23 protein-coding genes, 1 tRNA gene and 1 pseudogene are annotated in these 17209 nt (G+C 70.1%); 16 read left to right on the top strand and 9 right to left on the bottom strand.

What is annotated here, in order from left to right; translation table 11 throughout:
* Positions 1 to 67: 67 nt before the first annotated feature.
* The gene (locus CPE01_RS05550) at positions 68 to 1606 is read right to left on the bottom strand and encodes a non-reducing end alpha-L-arabinofuranosidase family hydrolase (RefSeq protein WP_146805647.1); all 1539 of its coding nucleotides are present in this window, start codon (positions 1604 to 1606) and stop codon (positions 68 to 70) included.
* Positions 1607 to 1949: 343 nt separating this feature from the next.
* Here CPE01_RS05550 and CPE01_RS16375 point away from each other — a divergent pair, with 343 nt between their 5' ends.
* From CPE01_RS16375 to CPE01_RS05505, 10 genes and pseudogenes are all read left to right on the top strand, one after another.
* Entirely contained in the window at positions 1950 to 2126 is a 177-nt protein-coding gene (locus CPE01_RS16375; protein WP_186811419.1) for a hypothetical protein, read from the top strand.
* Positions 2127 to 2255: 129 nt separating this feature from the next.
* Positions 2256 to 2837, top strand: a complete 582-nt coding sequence (locus CPE01_RS05545; RefSeq protein ID WP_146805646.1) for an ArsR/SmtB family transcription factor — start codon at positions 2256 to 2258, stop codon at positions 2835 to 2837.
* Positions 2834 to 3625: an SRPBCC family protein gene (locus CPE01_RS05540; RefSeq protein WP_146805645.1), complete on the top strand. Its 792-nt coding sequence runs from the start codon at positions 2834 to 2836 to the stop codon at positions 3623 to 3625. The genes CPE01_RS05545 and CPE01_RS05540 overlap by 4 nt, the downstream gene beginning before the upstream one ends.
* A 691-nt stretch (positions 3626 to 4316) precedes the next feature.
* Positions 4317 to 4523: an Lsr2 family DNA-binding protein gene (locus CPE01_RS16690; protein ID WP_307723676.1), complete on the top strand. Its 207-nt coding sequence runs from the start codon at positions 4317 to 4319 to the stop codon at positions 4521 to 4523.
* Between the two features lie 261 nt (positions 4524 to 4784).
* Positions 4785 to 5072: a transposase gene (locus tag CPE01_RS05530; protein WP_186811418.1), complete on the top strand. Its 288-nt coding sequence runs from the start codon at positions 4785 to 4787 to the stop codon at positions 5070 to 5072.
* A pseudogene (locus CPE01_RS17005) lies at positions 5069 to 5362 on the top strand (IS3 family transposase); the annotation flags it as partial. The gene CPE01_RS05530 and the pseudogene CPE01_RS17005, both read left to right, overlap by 4 nt.
* A complete protein-coding gene (locus CPE01_RS05520) occupies positions 5248 to 5943 on the top strand; it encodes an IS3 family transposase (RefSeq protein ID WP_146805643.1) in 696 nt (231 codons plus the stop codon). The pseudogene CPE01_RS17005 and the gene CPE01_RS05520, both read left to right, overlap by 115 nt.
* Positions 5940 to 6113, top strand: a complete 174-nt coding sequence (locus CPE01_RS17000; protein ID WP_146805642.1) for a helix-turn-helix domain-containing protein — start codon at positions 5940 to 5942, stop codon at positions 6111 to 6113. Before CPE01_RS05520 ends, CPE01_RS17000 begins: the two co-directional genes overlap by 4 nt.
* Positions 6110 to 6427, top strand: a complete 318-nt coding sequence (locus tag CPE01_RS05510) for a hypothetical protein (RefSeq protein ID WP_146805641.1) — start codon at positions 6110 to 6112, stop codon at positions 6425 to 6427. Before CPE01_RS17000 ends, CPE01_RS05510 begins: the two co-directional genes overlap by 4 nt.
* Before the next feature lie 41 nt (positions 6428 to 6468).
* A complete protein-coding gene (locus CPE01_RS05505; protein WP_146805640.1) occupies positions 6469 to 6804 on the top strand; it encodes a hypothetical protein in 336 nt (111 codons plus the stop codon).
* On the opposite strand, the gene CPE01_RS05500 is transcribed toward CPE01_RS05505, so the two are convergent.
* The gene (locus CPE01_RS05500; RefSeq protein ID WP_146805739.1) at positions 6795 to 7238 is read right to left on the bottom strand and encodes a very short patch repair endonuclease; all 444 of its coding nucleotides are present in this window, start codon (positions 7236 to 7238) and stop codon (positions 6795 to 6797) included. The two genes, CPE01_RS05505 and CPE01_RS05500, sit on opposite strands and share 10 nt — an antisense overlap.
* Before the next feature lie 89 nt (positions 7239 to 7327).
* On the opposite strand from CPE01_RS05500, the gene CPE01_RS05495 reads away from it, so the two are divergent.
* Positions 7328 to 8527: an HNH endonuclease gene (locus CPE01_RS05495; protein WP_146805639.1), complete on the top strand. Its 1200-nt coding sequence runs from the start codon at positions 7328 to 7330 to the stop codon at positions 8525 to 8527.
* On the opposite strand, the gene CPE01_RS05490 is transcribed toward CPE01_RS05495, so the two are convergent.
* Positions 8528 to 9499 carry a DNA cytosine methyltransferase gene (locus CPE01_RS05490; protein ID WP_146805638.1) on the bottom strand — a complete coding sequence of 324 codons (972 nt, stop codon included), beginning with the start codon at positions 9497 to 9499 and terminating at the stop codon, positions 8528 to 8530.
* 347 nt (positions 9500 to 9846) lie between these two features.
* Between CPE01_RS05490 and CPE01_RS05485 the strand changes: the two genes are divergently transcribed.
* On the top strand, positions 9847 to 10818 hold the full coding sequence (locus tag CPE01_RS05485) for an IS481 family transposase (protein ID WP_146805637.1): 972 nt from the start codon (positions 9847 to 9849) through the stop codon (positions 10816 to 10818).
* A gap of 98 nt (positions 10819 to 10916) precedes the next feature.
* Here CPE01_RS05485 and CPE01_RS05480 read toward each other — a convergent pair.
* From CPE01_RS05480 to CPE01_RS05465, 4 genes are all read right to left on the bottom strand, one after another.
* Positions 10917 to 10992: transfer RNA gene (locus tag CPE01_RS05480), tRNA-Lys, on the bottom strand.
* Positions 10993 to 11082: 90 nt separating this feature from the next.
* Entirely contained in the window at positions 11083 to 11559 is a 477-nt protein-coding gene (locus CPE01_RS05475; protein WP_146805636.1) for a heme-degrading domain-containing protein, read from the bottom strand.
* 48 nt (positions 11560 to 11607) lie between these two features.
* The gene (gene trhA / locus CPE01_RS05470) at positions 11608 to 12327 is read right to left on the bottom strand and encodes a PAQR family membrane homeostasis protein TrhA (RefSeq protein WP_146805635.1); all 720 of its coding nucleotides are present in this window, start codon (positions 12325 to 12327) and stop codon (positions 11608 to 11610) included.
* A 90-nt stretch (positions 12328 to 12417) separates the two neighbouring features.
* Positions 12418 to 12876 carry a nitroreductase/quinone reductase family protein gene (locus CPE01_RS05465; protein ID WP_146805634.1) on the bottom strand — a complete coding sequence of 153 codons (459 nt, stop codon included), beginning with the start codon at positions 12874 to 12876 and terminating at the stop codon, positions 12418 to 12420.
* Between the two features lie 209 nt (positions 12877 to 13085).
* On the opposite strand from CPE01_RS05465, the gene CPE01_RS05460 reads away from it, so the two are divergent.
* On the top strand, positions 13086 to 14504 hold the full coding sequence (locus CPE01_RS05460) for an endo-1,4-beta-xylanase (RefSeq protein WP_146805633.1): 1419 nt from the start codon (positions 13086 to 13088) through the stop codon (positions 14502 to 14504).
* A gap of 143 nt (positions 14505 to 14647) precedes the next feature.
* Entirely contained in the window at positions 14648 to 15262 is a 615-nt protein-coding gene (locus CPE01_RS05455) for a dihydrofolate reductase family protein (protein WP_146805632.1), read from the top strand.
* Between the two features lie 3 nt (positions 15263 to 15265).
* Here CPE01_RS05455 and CPE01_RS05450 read toward each other — a convergent pair whose 3' ends face one another.
* The gene (locus CPE01_RS05450; protein ID WP_222592870.1) at positions 15266 to 15778 is read right to left on the bottom strand and encodes a GNAT family N-acetyltransferase; all 513 of its coding nucleotides are present in this window, start codon (positions 15776 to 15778) and stop codon (positions 15266 to 15268) included.
* The gene (locus tag CPE01_RS05445) at positions 15775 to 16146 is read right to left on the bottom strand and encodes an ArsR/SmtB family transcription factor (protein ID WP_146805631.1); all 372 of its coding nucleotides are present in this window, start codon (positions 16144 to 16146) and stop codon (positions 15775 to 15777) included. Before CPE01_RS05445 ends, CPE01_RS05450 begins: the two co-directional genes overlap by 4 nt.
* A gap of 88 nt (positions 16147 to 16234) precedes the next feature.
* Here CPE01_RS05445 and arsM point away from each other — a divergent pair, with 88 nt between their 5' ends.
* Together arsM and CPE01_RS05435 are read left to right on the top strand one after the other, a co-directional pair.
* On the top strand, positions 16235 to 16996 hold the full coding sequence (gene arsM / locus CPE01_RS05440; RefSeq protein ID WP_146805630.1) for an arsenite methyltransferase: 762 nt from the start codon (positions 16235 to 16237) through the stop codon (positions 16994 to 16996).
* Positions 16996 to 17196 (top strand): hypothetical protein, encoded by a 201-nt coding sequence (locus CPE01_RS05435; RefSeq protein WP_146805629.1) that lies wholly within the window; start codon positions 16996 to 16998, stop codon positions 17194 to 17196. The genes arsM and CPE01_RS05435 overlap by 1 nt, the downstream gene beginning before the upstream one ends.
* Positions 17197 to 17209: the final 13 nt, after the last annotated feature.

The raw sequence follows: 17209 nt of genomic DNA, 5'->3' as shown, positions 1-17209 counted from the left end.
CGGGAACGGGTGGCGCGAGGCGGGCGCATCGTCCGGGCGGGCCTCAGCCCTGACCAGCCTGGACGGGTTACCGCTGCAGGGTCAGCAGACCCGGCCGGTACGGCAGGAGGCCGTAGTCGCCGCCGGAGCTCGGGCTGCGGCCCTGGTACAGCAGCTGCAGGTTGCAGGGGTCGACCGTCATGGTCTGGTCGGCGTTGGTACGCAGCAGCTCACCGTGGCTGATGTCGTTCGTCCACGTCGCACCGGAGTTCGCCTTGCCCGCGAACGGGTTGCTCTCCGAGGTCGCCTGCGGGGTCCACGAGCCGTCGAGCCGGTCGGCCGTGAAGGACCGGAAGTAGCGACCCTGCGAGCCGATGGCCTCGACGATCATCAGGTACTTGTTCTGGTTCTGGAGCTTGTAGACCTGGACGGCCTCGAACAGGTTGTTGGTCGAGTCCGTCATGACCGTCGTGTAGTTCGACCCGAAGCTGCCCGGGAAGTTCCCGATCGGCATGGACGCACGGTAGATGCGGCCGTTGTCACCCGCGAAGAACAGGTACATGTTCTGGCTGTCACCGATCAGCGCCTGGTCGATCGGGCCGGTCCCCGAGTTGGAGATGGAGCCGGTGAACAGCGTCTGCGCCGACGACCAGCTGTTGACGTTGGCGGGGTTCGTCGAGGTCCGGTACGAGAACGCCGGGCCGCCCCACTGGTACGCCAGGACCCAGACGCCCTTCGGTGCGAAGTAGAACAGCGACGGCGCGACCGCGCTGAACGGCATCGCGTTCTGGCTGGCCGAGGCCATCTGCGAGTAGTTGGTGAACAGGCCGAAGTTCATCGAGCCCCACGAGCTGCCGGTGTCGTGCGTGGTGGCGTAGACGAGCTGCTGGCCGTTGTACGGCGCGACCGTGAAGTCCTTCAGGGACGCCCAGCCCGAGCGCGGCTGCGCGAGCACACCGGAGGAGGACCAGCGGTACGACGACGGCAGCTGGCACGTGCCGCCGGGGTTGGGGTTCTGGGTCTGCGTCGGGGTGGGCGACGGCGAGGGGCCGGGGTCGGTGCCGCCGTCCACACGCACGAGCTGCCACTGCTGGTTGTTCCCGCCCCAGCTGGAGTACTGGACGACGTTCGCGCCGTCAGCGGTGGACGCGCCCTGCACCTCGACGGCCTTGCCGGAGTGCCGGCTGATGAGCGTCACGTAGCCGTTGGACGTGTCCTGCAGGCGGAACTGCTGGTTGTTCTGGTTGTAGTCGGTGTACTGCACGATCGCCCCGCCGTCGGACGTCGACCAGTTGTAGACGTCGAGGACCTTGCCCGACAGCCGCGACTTCAGCCGGTAATACCCGTTGCCGGAGTCGACGAACTGCCACTGCTGCTGCGCGCCGTTGTTCCGCGACCACTGCACGATCTTCGCGCCGTCGTTCGTCGCGAGGTTGTACACGTCGAGCGCCTTGCCGCTCCCCCTGTTGAGGAGGACGTACGAGGCGTTGGTGTCCACGGTGGCCGCCGTGGCCGCGGGTGCGACGACGAGCGCGAGGACGCCCGCCGACACGGCTGTGGCCGCCGCGACGAGGACCGCGGCCACCTTGCGGCGGCGCCTCGTCGGGGCGAGATGTGCTGCTCTCATGAGGTGCTCTCCTTTGAGCCGTTCAGGCGCGTCGGGCGACCGTTGCCCGCTGCGGACAGGTCCGACGATCGTCGGTGCAGGTGCGTTGCGCGCCCGTTCGACCGCCGATGTGAGCCTTCACATTGCACCGTGAAAGAGCGCTTTCCGAGAGGTGCGCGACGACCCGAACCGTTTCGGCACCCGAGAGACCGGTTCCGACTTTCGCCCCGAGGCGAGCCGACCTGCCCTCGGGGCCGAGCGCGGTGCGGCGCAGGGTTGTCGACGCCGTCGCGGCGCCCGGTGGCGACCGCCGGCCCCGGGTGCGAGCGTGGAGACGGACGACGAATACGACGAGGAGACGACGATGAGCGAGCAGAGCCAGCCGGACTACGACCCTCGCACCGACCCCGACTCCGACCCGGGCTCGCTGAACCCCCGCACGGGAGCCGCCGCCGCCGGCAGCGCGACCGAGGACGAGGACACCGACGCCGAGGCCGCCAACCTCAACCCGCGCGACGACGGGGTCGCCGACGAGGCCTGAGCTCGTCGACCCACCCCTGCTCCCCTCTCCCGGCCGCCGCCGGTCGACTCCCGACCGGCGGCGGCCGTGTGCGTCCTGGGACCGGCCGCTCCTATTGACAGATCTTGTTGTCAAGAGGACGTTGGTGTCATGCAGGACGTCGAAGTCATCGAGAACGCCAGCGCCGCCGCTGCGGCACTGGACCCGATCCGCGCGCGACTGCTCGCCGAGCTGACCGTGCCGGCCTCGGCTGCCGGGCTCGCCACGCGCGTCGGGCTCCCCCGCCAGAAGGTCAACTACCACCTGCGTTCGCTCGAGGCCCACGGCCTCGTCGAGCTGGCCGAGGAGCGTCGTCACGGCGGACTGACCGAACGCGTGCTGCAGGCGTCCGCGACGCGCTACGTCGTCTCGCCCGCCGCCGTCACCGCGAGCGCCGCAGACCCCGGTTCCGCCGGCGACCGGCTCTCCGCCGGCTACCTCGTCGCGCTCGCCGGCCGCGTGGTGCGCGAGGTCGGCACGCTCGTCCGTCGCGCCGCCGCCTCGGGCGCACGCGTCCCCACGCTCACGATCGACACGCAGATCGGCTTCCGCTCCGCCGCCGACCGCGCGGCGTTCGCCGACGAGCTCACCGCCGCGGTGCTCGACCTGGCCGCGCGCTACCACCACGACGACGGGCGCCCGCACCGCCTCGTCGTCGCCGCCCACCCCGTCCCCGAGGAGGAGACGCCATGAGCACGAACCCGAACGTCCCGTACCGCATGCAGTTCAGCGTCGAGGTGCCCGGCACGCCCGAGCAGGTGTGGCAGGCCATCGCCACCGCACCGGGCCTGAGCTCGTGGTTCCTGCCCACGGTCCTCGAGGAGCGCGAGGGCGGCGCCCTGCGCTTCGAGATGGGCGAGGGCATGGGCTCCGACGGCCACGTCACGCGGTGGGACCCGCCGCGCGTCCTCGCCTACGAGGAGGACTGGGCGACGCTCATGGGCAAGAGCCCAGACGAGCTCAGCCCCATGACCTCGGAGTTCGTCATCGAGTCGAACTCGGGTGGCACGTGCGTCGTGCGCGTGACCACCAGCGGCTTCGGCATCGGCGCCGACTGGGAGCAGGAGTGGTGGGACGACATGCAGCGCGCCTGGATGCCGTCGTTCGACGTCCTGCGGCTCTACCTCGCGGGCTTCGCCGGCCAGCACGCCACCCCGCTCGAGGCCTCCGCGTCCCACCCGGGCGACGAGACGACGCTGTGGACCCTGGTCCGCGACCAGCTCGGCCTCGCCGAGGAGGGCCAGGCGTTCGAGCTGCGCGGCAGCACCGGGACCGTCGAGGGCCTCGGCGACCGCCACGCGCTCGTCCGGCTCCACGCGCCGGTCCCCGGCCTGCTCACGGTCGGCGTTCACGGGGCCGACGAGGGTGAGGTCTCCGTCGGCGTGCGCGGCTACCTGTTCGGCCCGGACGCCGCCACGTACGCGCGCGACGAGCAGCCCGCCTGGCAGACCTGGCTCGACGGCCTCGTCGTCCCGGCCTGAGGCGTCTGCGCGCGCACGACGCACGCGCCGTGCACGCAGGCGACAGAGGTCTGCGCCGTGGCGACACACCCTCGGGACCGGCGGTGCGACTGTGCAGCTGGGCCGACCCGAGCGGGCCGGCCGACACGGTCGGAGGCCGCCCGGCGGCCCACCGGACCAGACGGGTGGACCACCCCGGCCACGCTGGCGGCCCGGGCCGAACGGGACCGGGCGGCCGCCCGGCGCGGACCGCAAGACCGCGGCCCTCGGGGCTGCGCGTCGCCCGCGATGCCTCGCAGGGCGCAGCCGCCACGAAGACAAGGACGGCTGTGCGCATCGCTGCGGCCGAACCGTCGGCAGCACGGCGGACCATGGCGCTCCCCGTCGGCTTGCTCGAGGCAGGCGGCGACGAGGATGCGCTTCGGCGGGCACTCGCTGCGCGCGGCATGACGGTGCGCCTGGCGCGACGCCGGGGTCTACTTCCTGCCCTTCTCGCCCTTCGCAGGGCGACCCGTGCGCCGCCTTACCGACAGGTCGGCCAGGCGCGATCAATCCGCTAGCAGGGCGTGCCCACCGTGCACGGCGGGTCGTCGACGCGGTAGGTGAACTTCCAGTTGTTCGTCGCTGTCCCCTTGACGCCGGTAACTACCACGGGGAAGGTCCACACGCCAACCATCACCTGAGTCTTTGCCCATGGCGTCATGCACCCCCAGTGCCACGAGTAGTAGACCGCTTGGGTCTTCCCGTAAGAACAGAACGCCTTCTCGGCGCAAGTGTCCGACGGTCGTCGCGTCGCCCCGCTGGTGACGGTCCGAGCCCGACCGAGCTGCGTGACTGGGCGAAGGCGAACGGGCACACCGTTTCCGAGCGGGGACGGATCTCCGCCGAGGTGCGCGCGGCGTACGCCGCAGCGCACTGACCACTCGCTGCGCCAACCTCAGGAACGCCCCGCCGGCAGCACTTTCGGCGGGGCGTTCCGCATGTTTACGCGCGTCTCGACTTGCGTTCTGCCCAACAGGGGGGTCGCCAGGGGGATTTTCGGGGTCTGAAGCGCCTGCCGTGATCTGCTTTTGGGCGTTGCCGCTCAACCGGAGAGGCAGCACACCACTCGGAGGGAGCCTGCCCCGGTTTCCCGGACACCTGCCGTGAGGTGACGATGTCACCTTCGAGAGGAGTCCTTGTGCCTGCAGCCAAGCCGCCGGAGTTCCGGCGCCGAGCAGTGGACCTGGCCCGCAGTGGCCAGCAGCCGGTCGCGAAGGTCGCGGCCGACCTAGGGATCAGCGAGTCGTGCCTGCGTCGGTGGATGGCCCAGGACGACGTGGACACCGGCCGTCGGGAGGGTCTGACCAGCGAGGAACGCAAGGAGCTGGTCGAGCTGCGCCGCCGGACCCGGGTGCTGGAGATGGAGAACGAGATCCTCAAGCGCGCCAGCGCCTACTTCGCCCGGGAGAACGTCCTCCCAAAATGACGTTCCGGCTGGTCCGTGAGCTCGCCGAGGACGGGGTGTCCGTCACGGTGCCCTGCCGGGTGCTGAAGGTCTCCAGGTCCGGCTACTACGACTGGCAGGTCCGGCCGCCCTCGGCCCGGTCGCTGGCCGACGCCGAGCTCACCGCGACGATCGTGGCGGTCCACCAGATGTCGCGGTGCACCTACGGGGCTCCCCGGGTCCATGCCGAGCTGCGGCTCGGTCTGAGTCTGGCCTGCGGGCGCAAGCGCGTGGCCCGGCTGATGCGCTCCGCGGGCCTGGCCGGGGTGTGTCACCGGCGCAAACGTCGTGGACAGCGGCCGCTGCCTGCACCGCACGAGGACCTGGTCCGCCGGCGCTTCCCGCCGACAGCCCGGACCGGTTGTGGTGCACCGACATCACCGAGCACCCCACGAACACCGGGAAGGTCTACTGCGCCGCGGTCCTGGACGTGTTCACCCGCAAGGTCGTGGGGTGGTCGATCGCGGACCACATGCGCTCCGAGCTGGTCGTCGACGCCCTGCAGATGGCCATCTGGACCCGCCAGCCCGCGCCGGGCGTGATCGTCCACGCGGACCGCGGAGCCCAGTACACCTCGTGGATCTTCGGGCACCGGCTGCGCTCGGCCGGCCTGCTCGGGTCCATGGGCCGGGTCGCCTCGAGCGTGGACAACACGATGATGGAGTCGTTCTGGTCGACCATGCAGCGCGAGCTCCTGGACCGGCGCACCTGGGCCAGCCGCGAGGAGCTCGCCGCGGGGATCTTCGAGTGGATCGAAGGCTTCTACAACCCCCACCGGCGCCACTCCGGCCTCGGCTACCGGTCCCCGAACGACTTCGAGGACCTTCACACCACCGCTACCGCGGCGGCATGATCAACCAACCCGAACTGTCCGGGAAACCGGGTCAGGCTCCTCTCGCAGCGGCCCGTCGACTCATCGATGGCGGGCAGTCCGTGGTCTCGGTGGCTCGGACGCTCGGCGTTGGTCGCAGCAGCCTGTACCGCGCGCTCGAGCGCGAGCGGGCCACGGCCGGTGCCCGGTGAGCGCACGTATCGCGGACGCCGAGCTTGCCGCCGCCGTCGCCACGTCGCTGTGCGCCAGCGGGATCGACGCGCTGCCGGACCTCGACGACGACGGCACCGTGTGGCTCGCGCTGTTGCTCGACATCCATGCAGGGATCGTGGCGTGGCTCGACGTCAGCGATCTGTCCTATGCGGTCGCGGTCCACCGGGTCGGCGTGCGCCGGGTCATCCCCGACGGCCCGCTGGCCGGCCTCGAGCGTTGTGACGAGGGCCAGGGCGTCGCGGGCCAGATCGTCGCGTGGGTGCTGAGGCAGCGTGCCGGAGCGCATCGATGAATGACGAATCCGTGTCCCCTGCGCCCCTCGAGGAGCAGTATGTGAGCGGGAGCGGCGACGTCCCGACCCGGTCCATTCCGGAGGACTGCCCCTACGCACTTCGGCGCATCCGGGTCTCCGAACTCGGTGGCCAGGAGACGCTTAGGTTCGAGGCGATCCTTTGCTATGGCGGCGTCGACATCGCGATCACCAGCAACGACGGGACGGGGGGCTGTCACTTCGTCCGCCCTTACGGCGGGGCTGACTACGCGGCCCTACGAGCGTTCGAGCTGTACGCCGAGCGATGGGGTACGGCACAGATACCGCCCGTCGCATTCGAGCCGGGCGACGCACTCATTGACGAACTCCTGTGGCAAGCGTTGATCATCTACTTCTGACCGGTCGCACGTCGCGCCCCTGTGCAGTCCTGGACGGTCGCGCGGATTGCAATCGCACACGTCGCCGCGTCGTCATGCTCCCAGAAGCGCAGGACCGTCCACCCGGCGTCACGAAGCACGCGCGTCGTCTCAGCGTCGCGTGCCCTGTTCCGTTCGATCTTCGGACCCCAGTACTCAGTGTGCGAGGCGGGAGCCTTGAAGTGCACGGGGCACCCGTGCCAATAGCAGCCGTCGACGAACACGGCGACTCGCGCGCGAGGGAACACCATGTCCGCCGTACGTCTCAGCGTTGGGATCGGGCGGACTGCGACGGAGTAGCGCATCCCGAGCGCATGAGCAGCGCGGCGGACCGCTAGCTCCGGTGCCGTGTCTCGTGAGCGATTCCCGAGCATCGAGCGGCGGACCCCGGGACTGCTCGCCCAGGACGAATCCATGGTCGCCACCTGGCCAAGCCTATGGCTGCGGCGTCGCCCGCGGCGCGGCCCATGCCTGTAGACGCTGTCGCGTCGCTAGGGTCCCGATCATGACCACGTTCGGCGACGTCGACACACTCTCGATCCACAAGCGTCCAAGCGGCGGTAGAGGCGAGTACGAGCTTGTCGGTCGCCAGGGTCCGCGCGTGGCGTCGGACTTCGAGGGCGTGTCCTTTCAGTTGGAGACGCCCTGGGGTGAGAAGCCGTCGAACCTGCGAGTCGACAAGCAGGGAGGAAAGTTGCGGCTGCGGCTGGTGGAGAGCCGCCGCGATGGACACCTCGCTCCCCAGATGGCGTCCCTCCTCCTCATGCCGCCACCGACGCGGGAAGAGGACCGGATCTCTCGCGCCTTGCCGATCGTCATCGACCAGCGCTACATCCTCGATATCGACATCGTGGTCGTGCGGCAGACGGGTAACAGCGCCTTGATCCGCCCGACCTCATTGGTGAGCAGGTCTGGCGACATCGAGGACGGCCGACTAAGGGAACGTATCGCGTTCGCGACTCGTGCCGCTCAGGTCCGCCAGCTACACAATGCGGCAGACAACCTGCCCGACGGTCTCGCGAGCCTAGTGCGGCAGCACGCGGCACTGGTCGACGGTGCGTCCGAGATCGGCGCCGCTGTGCGCGCGGTTGTCGACGAGATCATCGGCGCGCTGGACTGGTACGACGCGTACTACCTGCCGGGTACAGATCCGTTGCCCGCATTGCGGGTACTGGCCGGCGTGAGCGGTCTCGACGAAATCACTGTCCCGACACCGCCAGAGACGCCGGAGGACGCCCCCGACGTCCGGCTGCGGGCCGAGCACATCTATCGACTGCGGCGCGCGCGCGGCGCAGCCGCCTCAGCCTTCCGGATCAAGGTCCAGGCTGCCTACGACTACCGATGCGTGTTCTGTGGGCTGCGCGCACCCCGTCAGCAGGGGCGGATGAACAGCGGCGTCGACGCTGCACACATCTTGCCGTGGGGTGCGTACGACCTGGACGTCGTTCCGAACGGTCTGATGCTGTGCAAGCAGCACCACTGGGCGTTCGACAACCGCGTGCTCCGCCTTGACCTGGCTGGCGGCATCTATCGAGTCTCGCTGATCGACGACGCGAGGGCGCTGCTCGCGGCAGACGCGCGGACGGTCGAGCTGCTCGACGCGGTGTGCGGCGCGGTTCCGGACGCGCGCCTACCGCAAAGGCTGGTTGACCGGCCAGCGCAGCGCTTCCTGGACGAATACAACGATCTCGTGGTCCACGTCTAGCTAGGCGACGGCCTCAGCGTCCGTCGCGGACACGCTGAAGGCAGAAGCCATGAGGCGCTCTCCGAGCCACTCGATGACGTTGACCGTGACTGCGTTCCCGCAGGCGTGGTACCTAGCCGAGTCGAGCTTTTCGGGGTCGTCCGCGTACTTCGGCAGGTAGGTCCAGCCCTCAGGGAACCCCTGCAGTCGCTCCGCTTCAAGCGGCGTCAGCCTGCGGACGCGACCGTCCGGATAGGAGACGTAGTTTCGCGACCAGTCGGTACCCGTGTGACGGGCCGACTCAGCGTAAAGGCAGTGCGCTAGCTTCTTGACGAAGCCCCGCTTAGGATCTCCAACGCTGATCGCAAAGGGGGAAACAGATTTCTCCCCATTCGGTCGGCTCTTCTCAGAATCCCGGTCGCCGCATTCGGGCTCAAAAAGTACCGCTGCGGCGGCGTCCGGACCTCCAAGAGATCCGACAATGAAGACTCGCGTTCGACTTTGGGGGACGCCGAAGTGTCGACTGTCAAGAACTCGCCACGCCACGCCATACCCGAGGTCGGCCAGCGTCCGAACGACGAGCCCGAAATCTCTTCCTTCGTTGGAAGAGAGGAGACCCGCAACGTTTTCGAGGACGACAACCTTGGGGCGACGCGCTTCAAGGAGGCGAGCAAACTCAAAGAAGAGGCCCGACTGCGATCCGTGAAGTCCACTGCGGGGCCCCATTCTTGCTAGTGAGATGTCCTGGCAGGGAAACCCTCCGGCCCAGATGTCGGCGTCGGGGATGTCCGTTGGTTCGACGTGGCGAATATCCGTGGCCCTGGGAACGTCCGGCCAATGGTGGGCGAGAACGTCCTGGCAGAAGGGCTTGATCTCGCACTGCCAGACCGTCTCCATGCCAGCCCGCTCGAAACCCAGATCGAATCCGCCGATGCCAGCGAAGAAGGAGGCGACCCGGGGCCGCGTCACCCCTTCGGGTAGCAGGTCAGTCATCGGTGGTCCCTCCATCTGGCGTTGCGCGTGTAGCCGCAACTGCGTCGACCATAGCCAAGCGGGAGCCTCGATCCGGGGAGGGCCCACGGTGCGTTCGTCACGTGTCGTGACCCTAGAGATGGGGTCTGACATGCGACGGGTGCAGGTCGCGACCTCGCCAAGCGCGCTTGCAACTGACTCGAGACGCGAGTCCCGGAGTCTAGCCGTCGCGCGCCGGACGACTGGCCGGGCCCTGTGGACTAGGTGTACCCGGTCAGGACGTTGGTGACGTCGTGGGTTGTTGACGACAAGAGAACCTCCGGTTGGGCTGTGGCTTGTCGAAGGCCCACACCCTCCCGGAGGTTCTCGTGGCTCACGCTAACGCCCGCCTCAACTCCTATGGACGCCAGCTGCTGATCGACCGTGTCGTGCACCAGGGTCGACCGGTCGCCCACGTCGCCCACGAACTGGGGATCTCCCGGCAGACCGGGTATCGGTGGGTGCGCCGCTGGCGCATGGAAGGCCCGGCTGGCCTGCTGGACCGGTCATCGAGGCCGCGGTCGAGCCCGACCCGGACCCCAGCGGTGGTCGAGGACGCGATCTGCGCAGCGCGAGCTCGCGAGCGGTCCGGCCCTGACGTGCTCAGCGGTGAGCTCGGTGTCCCTGCCAGGACGATCACCCGGGTCCTGCGCCGGCGCGGCATGCCGCTGCTGCGCGACCTGGACCCGCTGACCGGGCAGGTGATCCGCGCATCCAAGGCCACGGCTGTCCGCTACGAGCGTGACCGGCCCGGCGACCTCGTGCACATGGACGTCAAGAAGCTCGGACGCATCCCCGACGGCGGCGGCTGGCGCGCCAGCGGAGGCACTCTGGCCAACCACCAGGCACGAGTGGACAAGACCCCGATCGGGTTCGACTACGTGCACTCGATGGTCGATGACCACTCGCGCCTGGCCTACTCCGAGATCCTGCCCGACGAGAAGGGCCCCACCTGCGCCGCCTTCCTGGCCCGGGCCGCCGCATACTTCGCCGCCCACGGCATCACCCGGATCGAACGGATCATGACCGACAACGCCTGGGCCTATCGCTACTCCCTACGCGCCGTCGCCGCCGACCTCGGCGCCAAGCAGGTGTTCATCAAGCCGCACTGCCCGTGGCAGAACGGGAAGGTCGAGCGCCTGAACCGCACCCTGCAGACCGAGTGGGCATACAGGCAGGTCTTCACCACCAACGCCGAACGCGCCGCAGCCCTTGCCCCCTGGCTCGAGCACTACAACACTCGCAGGCGCCACAGCGCCCTCGGAGGACTCCCACCGATCAGCCGCCTGTCACCAACCTGATGGCCGGGTACATCTAGATGCGGACTAGCGGCTCAAATGATCTTCGACGCGAGGGTCTGCGACAGCCCTTTGCAGGCGCCTGACCTGCACAAACACCCTGGTGGGCCCCGTGGGGATCGAACCCACAACCCGCGGATTAAAAGTCCGCTGCTCTGCCAGTTGAGCTAGAGGCCCGGGACCGGCATACCGACTGCCACCCTGAGAGAAGGCTCGGGTGGCACTCGGTCGTCGGCCGTCCGCGGTACAGGTTACGGGGGGCGCCCATCAGGACGGGCGCGACTCCAGGTAGCGGCGGATCGTCTCCGCGGAGACGGCGTGGTCGACGACGTCCGGCTCGCCCGACGTTGTCAGGGTGCCGACGACCTCGCCGGCGACGCGCAGCGGCACCGAGCCGCCGTGCGCCTTGAAGCGGTCGTGGTCGACGTCGGGAAGCTGGTCGAAGGGCGTGCCCGCGGCCTCGTGGCGCCGGCGGACCAGCAGCGACGCCTCGCCGAAGCGGTGCACGACCCGCGACTTGCCCTCGAGCCAGGGCAGGTTGTCCGCGCCGGTCGAGCCGGTCAGGGCCTGGAAGACCGTCTCGCCGTGCATCTCGACGCGCACCGCGAGGTTCGCGCCGCGCTCGCGGATGACGGTGACGGCCAGCAGACCGAGGTCCACGGCGTCGTCCTGCGTGAACGCCGGCAGGTCGAGCACGGGCTCGGCCTCGAGGTCGGCGACGGTGAAGGTGGGGAGGTCAGTCACGGGACCATCCTGCGGCATGCCGGCAGGCGACGGCCGCAACGAGGGCGGTCAGGCCGGCAGCACGTACCGGTACATCAGCAGGTAGTGCAGCACGGCGGCGAGCACGACGAGGATGTGCCAGATCTCGTGGAAGCCGAGCACGCCGGGCACGGGGTTGGGCCGTTCGATCACGAAGATGACGAACCCCACGCAGTAGACCAGCCCACCTGCGGCCAGCAGCAGGTACGCCCCGACGGGCAGGGAGACACCGGAGCCGACGAGCAGCACGGGCATCCAGCCCATCGCGATGTACAGCGTGTTCGTCACGTACTTGGGCAGGTCGCGCAGCGACGACCGCAGCGCGATGCCGACCGCGGCGACCGCCCAGACGGCTCCCAGCACGGTCCAGCCGTACGCGTTGCGGAACAGCACCAGCACCATCGGGGTCGTCGTCCCGGCGATGAGGACGAACACCGTTGCGTAGTCGAGCGTGCGCAGCACGCGGTTGACGCGCGGGCCGCCGTCGATGCCGTGGTGCAGCGTGCTGGCGACGAACAGCAGGAGCACGGACGCGGCGTAGACGCTGAGCCCGACGATCTTCCAGATGTCACCGTCGGCGACGGCCTGGGTGACGAGCAGCGCACCGCCGACGAGTGCGAAGCAGCTCGCCGCGAGGTGCGAGATCGTGTTGATCCGCTCGTCGGTGACGTGCACGCTGCCGTCGCGGCTGAGCCGCGGCAGGGCCGTCGCCCCTGGCGCCGCCGTCGTTTGCGCGGACGTGCTCTCCACCGTGCGTTCCTCCCGGTGAGCCGTCGACCAGCTCGTGGCGGAGCCTACCCGCGCCATCCGACTGCCCCGGCGGGATGCAGGGTGCGGCGGTCAGCGCGGTTCGAGGACGACGATGGCGGTGCGGCGCGAGCGGCGGGCGGCGTAGGCGTCGAGGCCGTCGTCGACGGCCTGGTAGGCGGCCCAGAGGCGCTCGCGCTCGGCGCCCTCGGCCTCGCGGGCACGCACGCGCAGGGTGCCGTCGGCGAGCTCGACGGTCGCGTCCGGGTGTGCCTGGAGGTTGAGCCACCACGCGGGCTCGGGGTCGGCCCAGCCGTTCATCGCCATGGTGACGAGGTTCGGTCCGTCCTCGAGGTAGCCGACGATCGCGACGCGTTCGGCGCCGGTTCGTCGTCCCGTGGTGCGCAGGACGATCGTTCCCCACTTGCCGGGCTTGGGCTTCCAGAGCCCGCGGCGCCCGCGCGTGACGCGGTAGATCGCGCGGTGCACCACCCACGCGGTGCGGATGAACCAGCGCGGAGGAAGTCGCTTCGTCGGCGCGTCACCGGTCACGTGAGCCCCCTCGTCGGAATGGGCGCGACACGGCCGACAGTACCGACGACCGCTGCCTGCGCACACCCTTCATCGATGGCGAGACGTTTCGGCTCGTCACGCGAAAGCCAAACGTTTATGTCCGTTGACCGCATGTGCGGCCGGTCAGAGAGTGACGTTCGCCGACCGGCTCAGAGTTGATCCGGCGCTCGGCCGATCAAGGAGGAACGATGACCCCCCCAACCACGCGCAGACGCGGGCGTGGGCTCGGCGCTCGAGGCGCCGCGGGCCTTGCCGTCCTGACCCTCGCGGCGACGATCGCAGCGACCCTCCCGGCCCAGGCTGCCGGCAGCACCCTGCAGGCGGCTGCCGCCCAGAGCGGCCGGTACTTCGGCACCGCCATCGCCGCGTACAAGCTCAGCGACTCGACCTACTCGTCCATCGCGAACCGTGAGTTCAACATGATCACGGCCGAGAACGAGATGAAGATGGACGCGACCGAGCCCAACCAGGGGCAGTTCAACTTCAGCCAGGGCGACCAGATCCTCAACTGGGCCCGCCAGAACGGCAAGCAGGTCCGTGGTCACGCCCTCGCGTGGTACTCGCAGCAGCCGAGCTGGATGCAGCGCATGGAGGGCTCGAGCCTGCGCCAGGCGATGATCAACCACGTCAACGGCGTCGCGTCGTACTACAAGGGCAAGATCTACGCCTGGGACGTCGTGAACGAGGCGTTCGCCGACGGCTCGTCGGGCGGCCGCCGCGACTCGAACCTCGAGCGCACCGGCTCCGACTGGATCGAGGTCGCGTTCCGCACGGCCCGCACCGCGGACCCGAACGCGAAGCTCTGCTACAACGACTACAACATCGACGACTGGTCGCACGCCAAGACCCAGGGCGTCTACCGCATGGTCCGTGACTTCAAGTCGCGCGGTGTGCCGATCGACTGCGTCGGCCTGCAGTCGCACTTCAACGCGCAGAGCCCGGTCCCGAGCAACTACCAGACGACGATCTCGAGCTTCGCCGCTCTCGGCGTGGACGTGCAGATCACCGAGCTCGACATCGAGGGCTCCGGCTCGCAGCAGGCGGACAACTACCGCCGCGTCGTGCAGGCGTGCCTCGCCGTCGACCGTTGCACCGGCATCACGGTGTGGGGTGTGCGTGACAGCGACTCGTGGCGCTCGTACGGCACGCCGCTGCTGTTCGACAACAGCGGCAACAAGAAGCAGGCGTACACGGCGACGCTCGACGCGCTGAACAGCGCGCAGCCGACCCAGTCGCCCACCGCCACGCCGACGCCGACGCAGACGCCCACCGAGGAGCCGACGAGCACCCCGACCCCGACGCCCACGCCGACCTCGACCACGCCTCCGCCGCCGGGCAGCTGCACCGCCGCCCTCACGGTCGTGAACAGCTGGCCGGGTGGCTACCAGGCCGAGGTCAAGATCACCGCCGGCTCGTCCGGGCTCAACGGGTGGCGCGTCACGCTCCCGTCCGGTGTCTCGACGAACAACCTCTGGAACGGTGTGGTCTCCGGCAGCACCGTGACCAACGCCCCGTACAACGGGTCGGTCGCCCCGGGTGGTTCGACCACCTTCGGGTTCCTCGGCAACAGCACCCCGCCTGCAGCGGCCACGCTGTCCTGCAGCTGATCCGCTGCCCCTGACGGGGCGGGAGCACGACGAGGGGCGTCGCACCACCACGGTGCGGCGCCCCTCGTCGTGCTCCCGGGCGTTCGCCCGCCCCCTCCGGTTAGGCTCGGACGTCCGCCCGGAACGGAGCGAGGGAGCACGCCATGGGCCGCCTGTTCATCGACCTGTTCGTCACGCTCGACGGCGTCGCCCAGGCGCCCGGCGGGCCCGACGAGGACCCGTCCGGCGGGTTCCCGTTCGGCGGGTGGCAGGCGCCGCTGTTCGACGACGCCGTCGGCCGTCAGGTGATGGCGGGGATCCAGGCGATGGACGCGCTGCTGCTCGGGCGGCGGACGTACGACATCTTCGCCGGGTACTGGCCGCACCACGCGGACGACATCGGGCGCAAGCTCAACGCCGTCCCGAAGTACGTCGCGAGCCGCGGCACCCCGACCCTCGAGTGGAACGGGTCCACCCTGCTCGGCCCCGACCTGGTCGCCGAGGTCCGTGCGCTGCGCGAGCGGCACGAGAGCACGCACGTGATCGGGAGCCTCGACCTCGTCCAGACGCTGCTCGCCGAGCGGCTGTTCGACGTGCTGACGCTGTGGGTGTACCCGGTGCTGCTCGGGCAGGGCAAGCGCGTCTTCCCGGAGGGTGTGCGCCCGTCCGAGCTGCGGCTGCTCGAGCCCCCGGTGTCCGGCAGCGGCGGCGCGGTGGCGCTGCGCTACGCGCCCACGGGCAACGACCCGCGCACCGGCGACATGACCGACGACCAGTAGCGGCTACAGGCGCTTCTCGAGGAGCACGACGTCGAGCCACGTCCCCGCGAGCGGACCGTGGGTCATGAGGCCGAGCCGCTCGCGCGTGCCGACGACGCGGAAGCCGACCGCCGCGTGCAGCGCGAGGCTCGCGGAGTTCTGCGGGAACACCCCGGACTGCACCGTCCACACCCCGCCCTCACGCGCCGAGACGAGCAGGCCGTCGAGCAGCGCGCGGCCCACGCCTCGGCCACGCGCGTCGTCGCCGACGTAGACCGACGCCTCGATCACGCCGGCGTACACGCAGCGCCCGGACACGGGCGACGCCGCCGCCCACCCGAGGACGCGGTCGTGCTCGTCGAGCGCGACGAGCCGGTGGTCGGCCAGGTGGTCCCGGTCGAAGTCCTCCCAGCTCGGCGCCTGCGCCGTGAACGTCGCCGTGCCCGTCGCGATGCCGGCGGAGTAGATCGCGAGGACCGCGTCCGCGTGCGCCGCGGTCATCGGCGCGAGGCGCACGTCCGTCCCCTGGACCGTCATGCGGACGCCCCGGGCGTCAGGTGCTGCGCGAGGTGACCCGCGAGCTCGTCGGCCGCACCCGGGACGAGCGTGAAGTACGCCCACACGCCGCGCTTGTCACGCGTGACGAAACCGGCCTCCGCGAGCACCTTGAGGTGGTGCGACACCGTCGGCTGCGAGAGCCCGACGGGGTCCGTCAGGTCGCACACGCATGCCTCGCCGCCCTCGTGCGACGCGAGGATCGACAGCAGCCGCAGCCGCGCCGGGTCGGCGAGCGCCTTCAAGGTGCGCGCGGTGCGCTCGGCGTCCTCGGCGCTCATGGGCGCGCCCGTGACGGGCGTGCAGCAGGCGGCCGACGAGGCGACGACCGGCAGGAGGTCCAGTGCCATGACGGCAGGATGCCACGAGGTATTGACAGATGTCGATATCTAGGTCCAGGCTCTGGTCCATCGACACCCGTCAATATCTGGAGGAGCCATGACGCAGGACATCCGCGAGCAGGTCCGAGCCCGTTACGCACTCGCCGCCGTGCAGGGCAGCGGCGACGCCGGGTGTTGCGGCGGAGGCTGCGGCCCGTCCGACGTCGTCGTCGACGAGCGGTTCGGCGCGAGCCTGTACGACGAGCAGGACGCCGCAGCCGTCCCCGCCGAGGCGCTGGCAGCCTCGCTGGGCTGCGGCAACCCGCTCATGGTGGCCGAGCTGCGTGAGGGTGAGCGCGTGCTCGACCTCGGCTCGGGCGGCGGCATCGACGTGCTCCTGTCCGCGCGTCGCGTCGGCCCCACCGGGTTCGCGTACGGCGTCGACATGACCGACGAGATGCTCGACCTCGCGCGCGCCAACGCCGCCAAGGCCGGGGCGACGAACGCCGAGTTCCGCAAGGGCACGATCGAGGACCTGCCGCTCGACGACGCCTCGGTCGACGTCGTCATCTCCAACTGCGTCGTCAACCTCTCCCCCGACAAGCCGGCGGTCCTCGCCGAGGCGTTCCGGGTGCTCGTCCCCGGCGGCCGGTTCGGCATCTCCGACGTCGTCGCCGAGGACCACCTGACGCCCGAGCAGCGCGCCGAGCGCGGCTCCTACGTCGGGTGCATCGCCGGAGCGCTGTCCCGCGCGGAGTACCTCGACGGGCTCGCCGCGGCGGGCTTCGTCGACGCCGAGGTCCAGTTCACGCACGCCGTCGCCGACGGCATGCACGGCGCGATCGTCCGCGCCCGCAAGCCCGAGCCCGAGGAGTCCTGATGCACCCCGACCTGTACGTCGTCGTCCAGCAGCAGCGCGACCGTGAGCTCGCGCGCGAGCTCGAGCTGCGGCTCGCGGCCCAGGAGTGCCCCGGCTGCGTGGTGCGCGCCCGCCGCCGCCTCGTCGGGCTCGCGCAGCGCGTACGCGCACGGTTCGCCGGCATGACCGCGACGGCAGCCCCGGCCTGCTGCCCGGCCTGATCGCACGGCGAGC

Origin of the sequence: Cellulomonas persica (assembly GCF_007989825.1) — a bacterium.
Classification (GTDB): Bacteria; Actinomycetota; Actinomycetes; order Actinomycetales; family Cellulomonadaceae; genus Cellulomonas; species Cellulomonas persica.
The sequence above is the reverse complement of the archived record's forward strand: the minus strand, read 5'-3'. Positions and strand labels throughout refer to the sequence as shown.